This window comes from Pedobacter jaeyakensis (assembly GCF_054461315.1).
Map to the genome: position 1 here is coordinate 1,576,496 of NZ_CM136921.1, position 16,278 is coordinate 1,592,773.

General features: G+C 42.8%; 12 protein-coding genes. 7 read left to right on the plus strand and 5 right to left on the minus strand.

Features of this window, described 5'->3' with window-relative positions:
- Positions 1-3 precede the first annotated feature (3 nt).
- Positions 4-2,199 carry a hypothetical protein gene (locus ACXZ1K_RS06955; RefSeq protein ID WP_458972662.1) on the minus strand — a complete coding sequence of 732 codons (2,196 nt, stop codon included), beginning with the start codon at positions 2,197-2,199 and terminating at the stop codon, positions 4-6.
- Positions 2,200-2,293: 94 nt separating this feature from the next.
- Between ACXZ1K_RS06955 and ACXZ1K_RS06960 the strand changes: the two genes are divergently transcribed.
- On the plus strand, positions 2,294-3,607 hold the full coding sequence (locus tag ACXZ1K_RS06960) for a glycoside hydrolase family 1 protein (protein ID WP_458972663.1): 1,314 nt from the start codon (positions 2,294-2,296) through the stop codon (positions 3,605-3,607).
- A gap of 93 nt (positions 3,608-3,700) precedes the next feature.
- On the opposite strand, the gene ACXZ1K_RS06965 is transcribed toward ACXZ1K_RS06960, so the two are convergent.
- Together ACXZ1K_RS06965 and ACXZ1K_RS06970 are read right to left on the minus strand one after the other, a co-directional pair.
- A complete protein-coding gene (locus ACXZ1K_RS06965; RefSeq protein ID WP_458972664.1) occupies positions 3,701-5,986 on the minus strand; it encodes an aconitate hydratase in 2,286 nt (761 codons plus the stop codon).
- 242 nt (positions 5,987-6,228) lie between these two features.
- Positions 6,229-6,867, minus strand: coding sequence for a polysaccharide deacetylase family protein (locus ACXZ1K_RS06970; RefSeq protein ID WP_458972665.1), 639 nt, complete (start codon positions 6,865-6,867; stop codon positions 6,229-6,231).
- 83 nt (positions 6,868-6,950) lie between these two features.
- On the opposite strand from ACXZ1K_RS06970, the gene ACXZ1K_RS06975 reads away from it, so the two are divergent.
- The 4 genes from ACXZ1K_RS06975 (at position 6,951) to ACXZ1K_RS06990 (ending at position 11,137) form a co-directional block, all read left to right on the plus strand.
- Complete coding sequence (locus ACXZ1K_RS06975) at positions 6,951-8,294, plus strand: TolC family protein (RefSeq protein ID WP_458972666.1); 1,344 nt, start codon at positions 6,951-6,953, stop codon at positions 8,292-8,294.
- Positions 8,295-8,345: 51 nt separating this feature from the next.
- Entirely contained in the window at positions 8,346-9,695 is a 1,350-nt protein-coding gene (locus ACXZ1K_RS06980) for an efflux RND transporter periplasmic adaptor subunit (RefSeq protein ID WP_458972667.1), read from the plus strand.
- Between the two features lie 79 nt (positions 9,696-9,774).
- Positions 9,775-10,773 (plus strand): NAD(P)H-dependent glycerol-3-phosphate dehydrogenase, encoded by a 999-nt coding sequence (locus ACXZ1K_RS06985; RefSeq protein WP_458972668.1) that lies wholly within the window; start codon positions 9,775-9,777, stop codon positions 10,771-10,773.
- A gap of 46 nt (positions 10,774-10,819) precedes the next feature.
- Positions 10,820-11,137, plus strand: a complete 318-nt coding sequence (locus ACXZ1K_RS06990; RefSeq protein WP_458972669.1) for a hypothetical protein — start codon at positions 10,820-10,822, stop codon at positions 11,135-11,137.
- Positions 11,138-11,190: 53 nt separating this feature from the next.
- On the opposite strand, the gene ACXZ1K_RS06995 is transcribed toward ACXZ1K_RS06990, so the two are convergent.
- Together ACXZ1K_RS06995 and ACXZ1K_RS07000 are read right to left on the minus strand one after the other, a co-directional pair.
- Positions 11,191-13,089 carry a DEAD/DEAH box helicase gene (locus ACXZ1K_RS06995; RefSeq protein WP_458972670.1) on the minus strand — a complete coding sequence of 633 codons (1,899 nt, stop codon included), beginning with the start codon at positions 13,087-13,089 and terminating at the stop codon, positions 11,191-11,193.
- An 84-nt stretch (positions 13,090-13,173) separates the two neighbouring features.
- Positions 13,174-13,632 carry a DUF4293 domain-containing protein gene (locus ACXZ1K_RS07000; RefSeq protein ID WP_458972671.1) on the minus strand — a complete coding sequence of 153 codons (459 nt, stop codon included), beginning with the start codon at positions 13,630-13,632 and terminating at the stop codon, positions 13,174-13,176.
- Between the two features lie 84 nt (positions 13,633-13,716).
- Between ACXZ1K_RS07000 and truA the strand changes: the two genes are divergently transcribed.
- Entirely contained in the window at positions 13,717-14,487 is a 771-nt protein-coding gene (gene truA / locus ACXZ1K_RS07005) for a tRNA pseudouridine(38-40) synthase TruA (protein ID WP_458972672.1), read from the plus strand.
- A gap of 3 nt (positions 14,488-14,490) precedes the next feature.
- A complete protein-coding gene (locus ACXZ1K_RS07010) occupies positions 14,491-16,269 on the plus strand; it encodes an ABC transporter ATP-binding protein (protein WP_458972673.1) in 1,779 nt (592 codons plus the stop codon).
- Positions 16,270-16,278: the final 9 nt, after the last annotated feature.

Here is a 16,278-nt window from a genome sequence, read left to right on the forward strand (position 1 = left end):
TGCTTATTCTAAGAGGATATAGTAGGCATTTACAGGTAGCTGGAGCCGGATGCCTTTGCTGGTGTTTTCCAGGTTTAGGCTTCTGACCGCGTAACCCGCTGCATCCAACTGCGTGGCCTTTTTTAGCCCTTTGTTGTTGATGCTGATGCTTCCTGAAGCTGGCATACCTAGCCAGGGCATTTTGCCAGTATTGGTGATTTTAAAGCCTTTTATTTCCTGATCTTTTTTTCCGGATACGGCCGGTTCTTCTTTCCAGTCGGTAGGCCTGAATAACGTGCCTACTTGTAAAAGTATTTTTTTGGAACTGGTTAGGGATTTGTTGTCCATGCTGACCAGCTCTATGGTAGCATATTCGTTAGTTGATTCGATAATGACCTCATCAAGATCAAAGTGTTTTTTCGTATTTAGAAACCCGCTGATGGCCTTGGCTTTTGGGGTATTGAGGATAAAGACGCCATTCTTGTAATTCAGTTGTTGTTCTTTAGTTAGGGAAGTGACCTGCTGTTGTTTGGTGTTGATGAGTTGATTTACATTCTCTGCAAGTATGGTTTCGTTTTTATTGTTGCCGTAGTTGGTGGTAATACCCCCGGTTAAAAATGTTAAGGGAGAAAGTTCGGCCTTACCCTCGTTTTTCTTATCGAAAACCACAAAATCCCGATTGGGATCAAAAGATTGCTCTTCAAAAATTTGAGGGACTTCGCGGTTGTACAAACTTTCCATGGTCCGCCGTTCCTTAAACGCATTCACTTCTCTAACATAACCCATCCTGTGCATTAAGGCATTGGCTGGGAACATGCCCATTTCACCAGGTGTGGAGTTGGTCCACCGGTTTAACGGATGCTGACCGTTCAGGTTTATGAAATTGTAATAAGGATCTGCGGCGTAATTTGCTGCGGTTGGCGTGAACCAAAAGAAAGCATCAAGACCGGTTAATCCGCTATAGGCAGCAACGAGCAGCGGTCCTTCAGTTTGGTATTTATTAGGAAGGTTCCATGCGCTTTCTGTAACCATCATGGGGTGACCGGCTACGTGTTTGATGTTGGTGGGTAGGTTTTGCGGATTTTTGAGGGCCGAAGGTGCGTCATAGAAATCACCGGGATCAATGCGCCATCCCTCATTTGGTCCCTTGTGCTGCGAGTCGAAATATTTGTTCACTGCCATGACATCAGCAGCGCTGTTGGTGTACCGCTCCAGGTCCAATAGCCTACTTTGAGAAGCTGTGCGCCCGTTGTTGCCATTGATGAGCTGTTTGCAGCCAAGCTGGTTACGATAATAATCAACCATTTCCTGATAGAAGGCATGCTGTTTATAGGCGTAGAACTCCACTTGGTCCTTTATCTGCGCTGCGCTATTTTTGGTGGCCGGTATGGTTAGGTTATAGATGGGCAACAGATCCACGGTATCTTTAATTACTCTGGTATTTCCATATTTTTGTTTCAGCCATGCGGAGAACTGCGTGCCGATGAGTTTTGTGAGTTCTGGCTTAATGGCACTCATGGTCCAAAAGAATACGGCATCTTCGTTCTCAACCTGGATGATGGAGATTGCCGGCTCATCCTTCAGGGCGATGCCGGTGTAGGGGTTTTTAGTCGTGTATAAATATTTTACCCAGGCTTTGTACCCGGCTTTTAGCTTTTCATTAAAGAATAGGACACCCCATAAATCGTCCTTTCCGGAATATCCATCGATGCCCCATTCTTCAGGTACCCAGCCGCCCATGTGTCCGTTATGGGGCCAGAAAGGGGAGATGACCGTATAGATGCCCTGTTTTTTCATGGCGGCCACGCAGCGCCAAATGTTCCTAATTTCATTAGTATCTACCTCTGTAAGTTTGGTGTTTTTGCCATGCGGATTGACGGCCGCGTGGTAGCGGATTTGGTTAACACCTATTTTGGCCAGAAATTTAGCCAGGGTGTCTAACTTTGCATCACTAAACTCGGCCGCCAGACTACCGCCGTTGCAGGACCAGAATCGCACTGCATTGCCTTTTTCATTTACAAAAGAGTTGCCGTCATTACTTAGACGGATAAAACCATTTTCGCCAGCCAAACGTTCATTGAGGTAGCTTAAGTTGAGCAGACCGCCACCCTGAGATTTGTTTTGGGGATAGGAGAAAGTCCACCAACTTTGATCGGGGACTTGCGCTTTTAATACGGTCGTCGTGATGATCAGGAATACGAAAATCAATATCGATTTCATGGGGTGGTAATAGATTGTTTTAGCGCTTACTTAAACTTTATAAGTTAATATGAAGTTAATACTAATGTTAGATATTGCGTCGGAATAATTAAGAATGATCAAAGCATCAGATTTTGGGAAAGATTTTGTTTGGGGGGTGGCGGTTGCTGCTGCCCAAATTGAAGGTGCGTCTGATCTTTTTGGGAAAGGGCCATCCATTTGGGACACCTTCTCAAAAAAGGCAGGAGACGCCTGCAATTTTTACCACAGCTTTCAAGAAGACATTGCGCTGGTGAAACTACTTGGCTTTTCTGTGTTCCGCTTTTCCATTTCCTGGCCGAGAGTATTGCCACAGGGAAAAGGCTTGATTAACCGGGAGGGCGTACGCTTTTATCATCAGGTGATTGATGAATGTTTGAAACAGGGCATTGTTCCTTATGTGACGCTGTACCATTGGGATTTGCCGGATGCACTGGAACAAGAGGGGGGCTGGACTTCTTTCGCGATTAATGAGGCTTTTAATGAATTTGTATTGTTATGCGCCAAAGAATATGGCGATAAGGTGAAACACTGGATAATATTAAATGAGCCTTTCGGTTTTACGTCCCTGGGCTATATGCTGGGCATACATGCGCCAGGAAAGACAGGTGTCACTAATTTTTTCTCGGCCGTCCACCATACGGCAATTGCCCAGGCAGACGGCGGAAGGATCATTAGGGCGGAAGTAAAAGGTGCCGTAATCGGGACCACATTTTCCTGTTCGGAAATAATACCTTACTCGCAAAGCGATGCAGATGTACTGGCTGCCAACCGTATAGATACGTTAATGAACCGGCTTTTTGTTGAGCCATTGCTGGGGATGGGCTACCCTACGGCCAACTGGGAACTGTTGGAAAAATTTGCCATAAACCATTCCACCTGGCGGCATACGGCACGAATGACCTTTGATTTTGATTTTATAGGATTGCAGAATTACTTTCCGCTAACAGTAAAATACAATGCTTTTGTGCCGGTAATACAGGCTTGGGAAGTAAAGGCCAAGAGCAGAAAGAAGCCCCATACGGCTATGGGATGGGAGGTGAATGCCGACAGTTTTTATAATATTATTAAACAGTTTGCTGCTTATCCGGGCATTAAAAATTTGATGATCACGGAAAATGGAGCCGCCTATAAGGATGTGCTGACATCAGATAACCGGGTACATGATGAGGAACGGATTGCTTATTATGAATTGTATCTGGCCGCTGTGTTAAGGGCGAAGAATGAAGGGATTAACATTACAGGATATATGGCCTGGACCTTAATGGATAACTTTGAGTGGGCCGAAGGTTTTAAAGCACGCTTTGGACTGGTGTACACCGATTTTAAAACACAGGAGCGTTTTGTTAAGGATTCTGGGTACTGGTTTAAGGAGTTTTTGAGCAGGTAAATGCAGTCGCTTTATTGCATAAAAAAAACTCCCGTTTTTTGAACGGGAGTTTTTTTATGTAACGAGACCCCGTCCTATGCTGGGGATGACGTGTTATGCGTTGGCAGCGGCTTTTAGCGCTGCTTCTCTCCTGATGATGTTTAATGCACCACCAGCTTTAAACCAATCAATTTGTTGAGCATTGTAACTGTGGTTTACCGAAATCTCCTCTTTGGTTCCATCAGCGTGGTTTAATACCAGCGTTAAAGGAACGTTAGGCGTGAAAGTGGTTAACCCATTGATATCGATTACATCATCTTCCAGAATCTTATCATAATCGTCCTTGTTGACAAAGGTTAATCCCAGCATACCTTGTTTTTTAAGGTTTGTTTCGTGGATACGGGCAAATGATTTTACCAGTACGGCACGTACACCAAGGTGACGAGGCTCCATCGCCGCGTGCTCGCGACTAGATCCTTCACCGTAGTTTTCATCGCCAACAACGATAGAACCCAAGTTTTCCGCTTTGTAAGCCCTTTGCGTTGCAGGAACAGGTCCGTATTCGCCAGTTAAGACATTCTTTACCGAATCGGTTGAATCATTAAAATAATTTACCGCTCCGATGAGCATGTTATTGGAAATGTTATCTAGGTGACCGCGGAACTTTAACCATGGGCCAGCCATAGAGATGTGATCCGTTGTACATTTACCTTTTGCTTTGATCAGTAATTTTAACCCTTTAAGGTCTGTGCCTTCCCAAGCTTTGAAAGGATCTAGTAGTTGTAACCTGTGTGAGGTAGGAGATACCAGTACTTGCACGCCACTGCCATCTTCAGCAGGTTTTTGATAACCAGCATCGTCCACATCAAAACCTCTTGGAGGTAATTCATACCCTGTAGGCGCATCAAGCATAACTTGCTCACCCTTATCGTTAGTCAAGGTATCCTTTAGGGGATTGAAACTCAAATCACCAGCAATAGCCAATGCAGTTACCAGTTCAGGAGATCCAACGAATGCAAATGTATTTGGATTACCATCGGCGCGTTTCGCGAAATTCCTGTTGAACGAATGTACGATGGTATTCTTTTCCTGCTTTTCAGCACCCACCCTGTCCCACATACCGATACACGGTCCGCATGCATTGGTAAATACCTTCGCGCCGATGCTGTTGAACACGTCAAGGAAGCCATCGCGGGCAATGGTGAAACGGATTTGCTCAGAGCCAGGGTTAATGCAATATTCTGCTTTAGAAGTTAAGCCTTTTGAGCTTACTTGTTTAGCGATGCTTACCGCTCTCGAGATATCTTCATAAGAAGAGTTGGTACAAGAACCGATCAAACCTACATCGATCTTCATTGGCCATCCGTTAGCTTCGGCAACTTCTTTCATTTTAGAAATAGGCGTAGCCAAATCTGGAGTAAAAGGACCGTTTAGGTAAGGTTCAAGTTCATCAAGATTAATTTCAATAATCTGGTCAAAATATTTAGCAGGGTCTGCGTAAACTTCTGCATCACCAGTTAAGTGTTCCTTTATCGCGTTTGCAGCATCAGCAACTTCTGCACGATCAGTTGCTCTTAGATAACGTTCCATACTCTCATCGTAACCGAAAGTAGAAGTAGTTGCGCCGATCTCTGCACCCATGTTACAGATGGTACCTTTACCCGTACAGCTCATGCTGGTTGCACCTTCGCCGAAATATTCTACAATTGCACCAGTGCCGCCTTTTACGGTCAAGATACCTGCAACTTTAAGGATAACATCTTTTGCCGAAGTCCAGCCATTTAATTTACCGGTCAATTTGATACCGATCAGCTTAGGGAATTTAAGCTCCCATGGAAGTCCGGCCATCACGTCGCAGGCATCGGCACCGCCAACACCTATGGCAACCATACCTAAACCACCGGCGTTAACTGTGTGAGAATCTGTACCGATCATCATACCACCCGGGAAAGCATAGTTTTCCAGAACAACTTGGTGAATGATACCTGCACCTGGTTTCCAGAAGCCGATACCGTATTTATTCGAAACTGAAGCCAGGAAATCAAAAACTTCCTTGCTTTCTGTATTTGCAGCTGGTAAATCTATTTCCGCACCATTTTTTGCAGTGATCAGGTGATCGCAATGTACGGTAGATGGAACGGCAACCTGTGGCCTGCCTGCTTGCATAAACTGTAATAAAGCCATTTGGGCAGTTGCATCCTGCATTGCAACACGATCAGGGGCAAAGTCAACATAATCAGTACCTCTTACAAAAGAAGTGTTGGTATTTCCGTCCCAAAGGTGGGTATAAAGAATTTTTTCTGAAAGTGTTAAAGGTCTGCCTACTAATTTACGTGCCGCCTCAACGCGGGGGCCAAAGTTTGCATACACCTTTTTGATCATTTCAATATCAAAAGCCATTGATAATATGGGTTAAAAGGGTAAGTATTTTGTTATTTGTAGCGAATTTACAAAAAAAAACAGGGGGAGGCCATCATCTGTAAATCATTATATTATTTATACTTATTCTAAACAAATGATAGAGTCCCATAATGAACACTGCTGTCCGTTTATGAACGCTTTAGCATGTTGCAGATTGCCTTAAAAGCCTTTAAATCGGCCCGTGCGCGTTTAGGAAGTTTTGGCCTTGGATTGGCGTTGTGCTACCCGTTGAACCTGGGCGCCGGTAAGGCTTGAAAGCTATAGCCGAGCTTAGTAAAATATTCCAGTACCTTTGGTAAGGCATAATATAGACGGGGAGCGGCCTTAAGGCTGTCATGAAAAACAACGATTGATCCTTTTTGTGTATGTTTTATCACGTTGAGGTAACACTGATGGGGATCCAGATATTGATCGAAATCTCCGCTGAGCACATCCCACATGATGATTTCCATGTTGGGATAGGCAGCGCGGACGGCCGAGATTTGAGATTTTTTGATTCGCCCGTAAGGTGGACGGAATAGGTTACTGCAGGTTTGCAACTGGCATTTTTTAAAGTTATCCAGGTACAGCGGATCTGGTGTAATCCAGCCCTTTAGGTGATTGAAGGTATGGTTACCGATGTTGTGGCCATCGTTCTTTATATTTTGGAAAATGGCGGGATGTTTATGAATATTGTCTCCAATACAAAAAAAGGTAGCTTTGGCACCGAAGCTTTTTAAAGTTTTTAGTGCGAAGTCTGTAACATCGGGTATAGGTCCATCGTCAAAGGTTAAATAAATGACTTTATGGTCCCGTTTTTTATTCCAGATGAGCTGAGGATAATACCATTTAAGTAATAGCGGAGATCGGACCAGGTACATGCTCAAAGATAGGAAACTGTTGTTGTACCCGAAAATTTACAAAATCAAAAAGTTGTTTATCTTATTATTGTGAAATTTAAATTATGAAAAAGCTTACTATAGCCTTATCTCTTTTCTTAACATTAGGACTTGTTAAAGTGACTGTTGCACAACAGGTTATAACGATACAGCAAGCTATCGAAAACACGCTCAACAATAACCTTCAGGTTAAAAAATCAAAGTTGAGCGAAGAACTGGCAGATGTGACGCTTACACAGTCTAAAGCAGCCCTGTACCCAAGCGTAAATGCAGATATATCGCAAAGGATGTCATGGGGCCGTAACAACAGCGGTACATCAGGTATATATGAGAACACCCAGAATTATAATTTTGGTCCAGGTGCCAGTGCCAGCGCTGACTTATTTAACGGTTTTACAAAAGTAAACCAGATTAAGCAGAACAAGATTTTACTGGAAGTTGGGAAAGCGAACACTGATAAATTGAAGAATGACCTGACCCTGCAGGTGATTATTTCTTACCTGGATATTTTATACAATAAAGACAGGCTAGTTGCTGCTACCCAGCAATTAAAAGTCGCCCAGGACCAACTGGTGCAACAACAGGAATTGCTGAATGTGGGTAATAAAACACTTGCTGATATTGCAGAAACAAGATCACTTGTGGCCACTGCCGAACTGGACGTGACCACAGCGGATAACGCGCTGACCATTTCTTACTTAACCCTGTCGCAATTGATGGATATACCATCTTCAACTAAATATGATATACAAGCACCTGTGCTTTCTACTTTCAATAAGCCATCTACCGCTTATAACCCGGAAGATGTCTATATAGAAGCAGTAAAGGTTTTCCCGGATTTGAAATTGGCTTCTTTGCAAACTTCATCAGCAAAAAAAGGTGTGGATATTGCAAAAGGTAACCTTTATCCGCGTTTGTCCATTAGTGGTAGTTATGGTACTGGATACTTCTACAATTATAATTATCCGACAGGTTTTCCTAATGCCGCGTTCTCTGACCAAATCAGGAACAACGTTTCCAAAGGATTAGGAATGAGCTTAAGTATCCCGATATTTAACGGCTTGCAGGCAAAATCTGGTGTGAAAAGGGCAAGCATCAATTTACTGCAGGTACAAGCCGATGAGCAGCTGGCAAAAAATAACCTGAATAAAATTATTTACCAGGCAGTTGCAGATTTAAAAGCGGCAGCAAGTACTTACGAATCCACTACAAAAACCTTTAACGCCCGTACGGAAGCATTTTCTGTAATTGAACAGCGTTACAATGTTGGATTGGTAAACTCTCTGGATTACAGTACCTCGCAAACCAATAAAAACAAAGCTGAGATTGACAATATCCGCGCTAGATATGACTTTCTGTTCCGGGCCAAAGTTATTGACTATTACCTGGGCCGCCAGATTACCTTTTAAACTTAATCATAACTAATAATACCAGGCATAACAAACAATAAATAATAACAAATGAAACTAAAACCGATATTAATTGCAGTAGCTGTAATCATAGTATTACTGGTGGTTGCAAAACTTACTGGCCTTATTGGAGGCAAGAAGGCTGAAAAGGTGACCATAGAAAAAGCCGCTGACAGGAAAGTAATTGAAACCGTTACAGCAAGTGGCAAGATCCAGCCGGAAACAGAAGTAAAGCTGAGCTCTGAAGTGTCCGGTGAAGTGATTGAGTTATTGGTTAAAGAAGGTGATGTGGTTAAAAAAGGCCAGCTGCTTTGCCGTGTTAGACCAGATGTTTTAAAATCAGGCTATGATAGGGCTACTGCTTCATACAGCTCTCAAAAAGCTACCGTGGCATCGTCACAACAGATGCTTGCACAGGCGCAGGGAAATATGGTTAATGCAGAGGCAACGTACAAACGTAACGTAGAACTTTTTAATAAGAAAGTGATCTCTGCCTCGGAATTTGATGCTGCCAAAGCTGCATACCTAACTTCAAAGACTAATCTTGGTCGCGCTAAAGAAGAACTGACCGCTGCCAAATTTATGTTGGAGCAATCTGGTGCAAACGTACAAGAGGCAGGCGCAAACCTTGCAAAGGCAACTATATTTGCCCCTGTAAATGGTGTAATCTCCAAATTGTCTGTAGAATTGGGCGACAGGATTCTTGGTACCGCTCAAATGGCTGGTACGGAGATTATGAGAATTTCCAACCTTTCTTCCATGGAGGTTAACGTAGATGTTAATGAGAACGATATTAACCGTGTAAATGTGGGCGATAGCGCAGTTATCGAAGTAGATGCGTTTGCCGATAAAAAATTCAAAGGGATTGTAACCGAGATTGCGAGTTCATCTAAGGATATAGGTACCACTACCAGTGTAGACCAGGTGACCAACTTTAACGTGAAGGTGCGTATTGTCGCAGAATCTTACAGCGATGTTAAAGGCGGTGCGAAGGATTTACCATCACCATTTAGGCCAGGGCTTTCAGCAACGGTTGATATTGAAAGTGAATCGTTAAATGGTCTTGCTATTCCAATACAGTGCGTATTTACGGAAGACAAAAATAAGGCAGCTAAAGATGGCGAAAAATCAGCTAATGATGCCAACCAGGATAAGCAAAAAGCGAAGCTGAACGATAAGACCGTTAAGCAATATGTTTACCTGTACAATACGGACGCTACCGTGAAGAAGGTTGAAGTAACTACAGGAATCCAGAATGATCAGTATATCATCGTTAAAACTGGCTTAAAAGCTGGTCAGGATGTGGTTACCGGTCCGTATTCTGCTATTCAGAATAAACTTAAGGACGGCATGAAGGTGGAAAAAACCACTAAGGATCAGCTGTTTGCGAGCCCTAAATAAAATTGATATTATCAGTCATTTTAAATAAGTAAATTGCCCCGGTCTAAAACATGAGACCGGGTTTTTTTATTTATACATTATGACACCTAAAGTTGCAATGATTGGCGGCGGGAGCTGGGCTACTGCAATCATCAAAATGCTCTCTGATAACACTTCACCTAAAGATATTTTTTGGTGGATGAGAAATACAGAAGCCATTGCGCACTTGCAAACGTATAAGCACAACCCGAACTACCTGAGCTCTGTGGAAATCCAGATTCCGGGAGACCATATTTCCAGCGACATATCGGCAATTATTGAAAATGCAGATTATATTGTATTGAATGTTCCGGCTGCCTTTTTAAAGGAGACGCTGGTGGGGATCACGCCAGAGCAATTGAAGGGGAAAAAGTTTATTTCTGCAATTAAGGGTGTAGTGCCTGATGAGAATTTGATTATTGGTGAGTTTTTAAACTGTAAATATCAAATCCCACTGGAAGATATTGTGGTGATTAGCGGTCCCTGTCATGCCGAAGAGGTAGCGTTGGAAAAGCTTTCTTACCTGACCATCGCTTCCGTAAACCTGCAGCTTGCGGCTTTCTTTGCAGGACTGCTTAAAACCAGGTATATTAAAACTAATGTCTCAGACGATATTTTCGGGACTGAATACGCTGCCGTTCTTAAAAATATTTATGCGGTGGCAAGCGGGATTTGCCATGGAGTAGGATATGGGGATAACTTCCAGGCGGTGCTGATTTCTAACGCGATCAGGGAAATTAAGCGGTTTGTTGATGTGGTGCATCCGATTAACCGAGATATTAAAGAATCAGCCTATTTGGGCGATTTGCTGGTGACTGCATATTCTCAGTTTAGTCGTAACCGTACTTTTGGTAATATGATAGGTAAGGGCTACACCGTAAAATCAGCGCAACTGGAGATGAATATGATTGCTGAAGGTTATTATGCAGTGAAGTGCATGCACAATGTAAACAAAAAATATAAGGTGGATATGCCTATTTGCCAGGCTGTGTATGCTATACTTTATGAAAAGCAATCTCCGCATTTAAAAATGAAACAGCTTACTGAGCTGTTAAATTAGCAAACAAAATCTGCCAGTCTTTGTTCATAGTATAAATACCAATACTATGAAAACTAAATATTTAAAGGGATTATTTATCATTGCCCTAAGCACTGCAACTGCATTTGGTAGTTTTGCACAGGAAAAAAAGAAAACGGTCGGACAAACTATTGATCATGCTGCTACAAAGGTAGGCAACAAGACAGCTGAAGTGGCTGTTAAGGGAAGCGCCAAAATAGCTGATAAAACCTGGAAAGGGATGATGGCTCCGGATGGTACAGATGTGTACATCGACGGAAGCAACAGAAAATATTGTGTGAACAAAAAAGGTGCTAAAGTTTATCTGAAAGCATCGCAGATCAAACCGAGACCTGCATCTCACTAATAAAAAAGGCCCTTTAGATTTCTCAAAAGGGCCTTTTTTGTAGTTTATCTAGATTAAGATCTGCGTTTCCTATCACTGCTTCCGCCTTCGCGTCTGCCGCTTCCGCCACGGTCATCACGACTTCTTCCAGAGAAATCTTTGAAACCGCCACCTGTGCTGCTTCCGCCTTCACGTCTGCCGCTTCCTCCGCCACTGCTTCTGCGTTCTCCGCTTCCACCTTCGCGTCTGCCGCCTCCGTAGCCACCGCCGCTTCTTCTTTCACCACCACCGAAGCCACGACCACCGCCGCCACCTCTGCGTTCACCACCACCGCCGCCGTCACCGTCAGCAGTTTTTTCAATCCTTACTCCGCGGTTATTGAATTCAACACCCTTAAAATTATTGAATAGCGATTCTACAGTTGCGTTTTCAACTTCGAAGAATGAATACACACCTTTTAGATCAATCTTTCCAATACTTTTTCCACTGATCTTTCCGTTGTTGCAAACAAAAGATAACAGATCGCCTCTGGTGAAATCATCAACAGAACCAAGATTGATAAATAAGCGGGTATAGCCTTCGCTATTTCTTGATCCGCGTTCTCCACGCTCACCACGTTCTCCGCGTTCACCACGATCATCTGCAGAAGAGTTTAAATCAGGCGCATTTTTGTAATATTCTAAAAAGCGGTTAAACTCAAGAGAAGCAAAACGTTTGATGACCTCATCTTTGCTGAGTTCGGCAAACTCATCCATAATGCGTGGCATGTACTGCTCGATCTGCGATTCATTTACTTCCACATTATGTACCTTATGTACTAATGCAAACAATTGTTTTTCGCAAACATCAAAACCAGTAGGAAGATCAGCTTTGGTAAACTGTTTTCCAATGATTCTTTCAATCTGACGGATCTTACCGATCTCTTTAGAGTTAACGATACAGATAGAGATACCAGTTTTTCCGGCGCGACCAGTACGGCCACTACGGTGCGTATAACTTTCAATTTCGTCTGGTAAAGAGTAATTGATTACATGTGTTACATTGTTTACATCGATACCACGTGCAGCAACATCAGTAGCAATTAGCAATTGCATGTTACGATCGCGGAAACGTTGCATCACCTTGTCGCGTTGTTGCTGAGAAAGATCTCCATGCAACGCATCTGCATTGTAACCATCTTTGATCAAATGCTCTGCAACGTCCTGAGTGTCCAGTTTGGTTTTGCAGAATACTACAGCAAAGATTTCGGGGTTGAAATCTACGATACGCTTTAAGGCAGCATATTTATCTCTGGCACGTACGATGTAGTACTCATGCTCGATATTTACGTTACCGGTATTTTTGGTACCCATGGTTAACTCTACTGGAGAGTCCATGTAATTTTTAGCTATTCTTCTAACCTCTGGAGGCATTGTAGCGGAGAATAACCATGTTTTTTTGTCATCAGGAGTAGTCGACAAGATGTCGTTAATGTCTTCCTGGAAGCCCATATTCAACATTTCGTCGGCTTCATCCAAAACTACATATTTCACATTACTGAAATCTATAGCTTTACGGCCAATAATGTCTAACATACGGCCCGGTGTAGCCACAACTATTTGTACACCGATTCTAATTTCACGCAACTGCTGCATAATGTTTGCTCCACCGTAAACGGCAACAACATTAGCACCAGAGATGTTTTTTGAGAAATTCTTGATGTCACTGGTAATCTGTAAGCAAAGCTCTCTTGTAGGGCATAAAATCAGCGCCTGCGGCTTATTGCTCTTAAAGTCTATCAATTCCAACAGCGGCAAACCAAATGCGGCTGTTTTTCCTGTTCCTGTTTGGGCCAAACCAACAAAATCGTTATTGCCCTCTAACAGTACAGGAATACTTTGTTCCTGAATAGGTGTTGGATTTTCGAAACCTAAATCCTTTACAGCATTAACAACGTCATCACTTATCCCCAATTTACTAAATGGGTTTGTCATGTATTATAATTTATTAAGCCGCAAAGGTATGGTTAATAATTGGTATTTTACTGTAACGTAACTAAATAAAAATGAGGAGCTTAATTATCTGAGTCTTTCTGCCGATCTCAACAATTGCTCATCTTTTGTGATACCGCGTATTGCAAGTGCACAAAATAGTATAGCCAGGATCGGTAAAGCAACCCCAAATTTGTAAGAAGCATGCTCTAATCCACCTGGAATTTTCTGCGCAAAATTAAAGGTCCAAAACGAGATTCCGCCGATCATCGCGATGAGTGCGCCAATCATTCTTTTCTGTAAAGTCCGTCTTTTAAAATTGAAGATAATTGCTAGCGCCATTACGCCAACGGCAACCACCGAAATGTACAGCGGCCTGAAAGAGTCGATTTTGGTAGTGACCCCATTTTCCTGCTGGAATAAACCTGTGGCCTGGATCCAGAATTCTTTTGCTCCATTGACAGTACCTATAACCGGCACTACGAGGAGTAGTAACAATGTTAGCGAAGCGAGTAGCAACCAAACAGACTGAATTCTCTGTATCATATCAATTCCATAATTTTAACAAAGATATTAAAACACCAAAACTAAGCAATCTAAAAATAGATTTAGAACGTTAGATTTGTAGCATTGAACAGAACGCGATATTTTATTGAGCTGGCATATAACGGCACCCTATACCATGGCTGGCAAATACAGCCTAATGCGCTTACGGTACAAGAATGTTTGGATAAGGCCATGTCTACCTATTTCAGGCAAACTGTCTGCACTTTAGGCTGTGGACGTACAGATGCCGGGGTTCATGCTACGCAGTTTTTTGCGCATTTCGACCTGGATTTTGATGATGACCAACCTGTTCCAGATGGACAGACAATGGACAGGGCAGTTGGCGGTATAAATTCGCTATTGCCGTATCAAATTTCCGTGAAACGGATTTTTAAGGTTCAGGATGATGCGCATGCCAGGTTTGATGCTACAGAAAGGGCCTATCATTATTACATTCATTTTAACAAGGACCCCTTTAAACTGGACAGGTCCTGGTTATTTAAAGGTAACCTGGACGTGGAGGTGATGAACCAGGCAGCTGCTATTTTGCCGCGTTTTACTGATTTTTCCTGCTTCAGTAAATCCAATACTCAAACTTTTACCAATAATTGCAAAGTAACGGAGGCTTTTTTTACTGAAGAAGATGGAGCGTTACGCTTTACGGTTCGTGCAGATCGCTTTTTGCGGAATATGGTACGCGCTATTGTAGGTACGCTTGTGCAGATTGGTAAAAATGAAATTACCTTAGCAGAATTCGAATCCATTATAATCAGCAAAAACAGGAGTAAGGCAGGACAGTCGGTTCCAGCATGTGGTCTTTACCTGGTTAGCGTTAAATATCCTTATGTCAATTGAGATATGTCTAAGATAACAGGAGATGTTATAAATGTAGGTTTACTGAAAAGGGTTTTTCAATATGTTAAACCTTACCAGCGTACCTTTATTTGGTCTGTAGTACTTACCATACTCCTGGCAGTTATTGCGCCGTTGCGACCAATCATTATTGGCTACACGCTGGATCACTACATTTTTGCTGGGGATTACCCGGGGTTGCTGAACATGACTTTATTAATGCTGTTACTGTTGGTTTTGCAAACTGCATTTCAATATAGCCACACGCTGCTCACCAATACCCTCGGCCAATCGGCAGTGAAAGACCTGCGGATCAATGTTTTTAACCACATCACAACACTTCGTTTAAAGTATTTCGATAACACACCAATAGGGCAGTTGATTACCCGTACTGTTTCCGACTTGGAAACCATTGCGGAGATTTTCTCTGAAGGCTTGATCATGATTATTGGAGACGTGCTGATGGTTGTGGTTATTGTGGCCGTGATGTTAACGCGTGACTGGATGCTTACCATTGTAGTGTTGCTGCCTGTGCCATTGCTGATTGTGGCTACGTCGATATTTCAGAAAGCCATTAAGATTGCTTTTCAGCAAATAAGAACAGAGGTTTCTAACCTCAATACCTACCTGCAGGAACACATTACAGGGATATCCATTATCCAGTATTTTGCGAGAGAACAGCAGGAATATAAGAAGTTTGTGAATATCAATGCGCGTTACAGAGATGCCAATATCCGGTCTAATTGGTATTATTCTATATTTTTCCCGGTAGTTGAAGTGATCTCTGCTGTATCTACCGGTCTGTTGATCTGGTACGGATCAAGGTCTATCCTTGCACACCCCTTAAACGTCAAACCTGGTGTCATTACAGAATTTATCATGTACCTGGGTATGCTGTTCAGGCCAATCCGTGAGCTTGCGGATAAATTCAATACACTGCAAATGGGAATGGTTGGTGCTGAGCGTGTATTTAAGGTATTAGATACCGATGAGGTTACAGAGAATAATGGAACCCTGCAGACAAAAAACATGAAAGGGGAGATCTCCTTTGAGGGCGTATGGTTTGCTTATAATGAAGAAAATTACGTGTTGAAGGACATCTCCTTTAGGGTAGGCGCCGGTAAAACGATTGCGCTAGTAGGTGCGACGGGGGCTGGAAAATCATCTACTATAAATATTTTGAACCGTTTTTATGAGATCCAAAAAGGGGAGATTAAAGTGGATGGCGTAAAGATCCAGGATTATGAGCTAAACCACCTGCGCAAAAACATTGCTACCGTACTGCAGGATGTATTTCTCTTCTCTGACACTATCTTTAACAACATTACCCTGAATAATCCTGAGATCCAGATGGAGCAGGTTGTGGATGCTGCCAAAAAGGTGGGTGCGCATGAATTCATTGAAAGGTTGCCAGGTGGTTACTTATACAATGTAATGGAGCGGGGTGCCACACTATCTGCCGGACAGGCACAGCTGATTTCTTTTATACGTGCCCTGGTTTATAATCCGGCAATTCTGGTGCTGGACGAAGCTACTTCATCAGTAGATACAGAAACAGAAATGCTGATTCAGCGTGCTATTGAAAACCTGATGCAGGGGCGAACGTCTATTGTTATCGCCCATCGGTTATCAACCATACAAAAAGCAGATCAGATTTTAGTGCTGGATAAGGGTGAAATTAAAGAACGTGGTACCCATCAGGAACTGTTGAAGCTAAATGGGTATTACAAGCGTCTGTACGATCTTCAGTTCAACTCAGTGGGTATCAAAACGCCTGTTTCTTAGAGTATTCCA

Bases quoted from the DNA above. Each gene is read 5' to 3' on its own strand.
- ACXZ1K_RS06965 (WP_458972664.1), bottom strand. From the start codon at position 5,986: ATGGCTTTTGATATTGAAATGATCAAAAAGGTGTATGCAAACTTTGGC.
- ACXZ1K_RS06960 (WP_458972663.1), top strand. From the start codon at position 2,294: ATGATCAAAGCATCAGATTTTGGGAAAGATTTTGTTTGGGGGGTGGCG.
- ACXZ1K_RS06995 (WP_458972670.1), bottom strand. From the start codon at position 13,089: ATGACAAACCCATTTAGTAAATTGGGGATAAGTGATGACGTTGTTAAT.
- ACXZ1K_RS07000 (WP_458972671.1), bottom strand. From the start codon at position 13,632: ATGATACAGAGAATTCAGTCTGTTTGGTTGCTACTCGCTTCGCTAACA.
- ACXZ1K_RS07010 (WP_458972673.1), top strand. From the start codon at position 14,491: ATGTCTAAGATAACAGGAGATGTTATAAATGTAGGTTTACTGAAAAGG.
- ACXZ1K_RS06975 (WP_458972666.1), top strand. From the start codon at position 6,951: ATGAAAAAGCTTACTATAGCCTTATCTCTTTTCTTAACATTAGGACTT.
- ACXZ1K_RS06980 (WP_458972667.1), top strand. From the start codon at position 8,346: ATGAAACTAAAACCGATATTAATTGCAGTAGCTGTAATCATAGTATTA.
- ACXZ1K_RS06990 (WP_458972669.1), top strand. From the start codon at position 10,820: ATGAAAACTAAATATTTAAAGGGATTATTTATCATTGCCCTAAGCACT.
- ACXZ1K_RS06970 (WP_458972665.1), bottom strand. From the start codon at position 6,867: ATGTACCTGGTCCGATCTCCGCTATTACTTAAATGGTATTATCCTCAG.
- ACXZ1K_RS06985 (WP_458972668.1), top strand. From the start codon at position 9,775: ATGACACCTAAAGTTGCAATGATTGGCGGCGGGAGCTGGGCTACTGCA.
- ACXZ1K_RS06955 (WP_458972662.1), bottom strand. From the start codon at position 2,199: ATGAAATCGATATTGATTTTCGTATTCCTGATCATCACGACGACCGTA.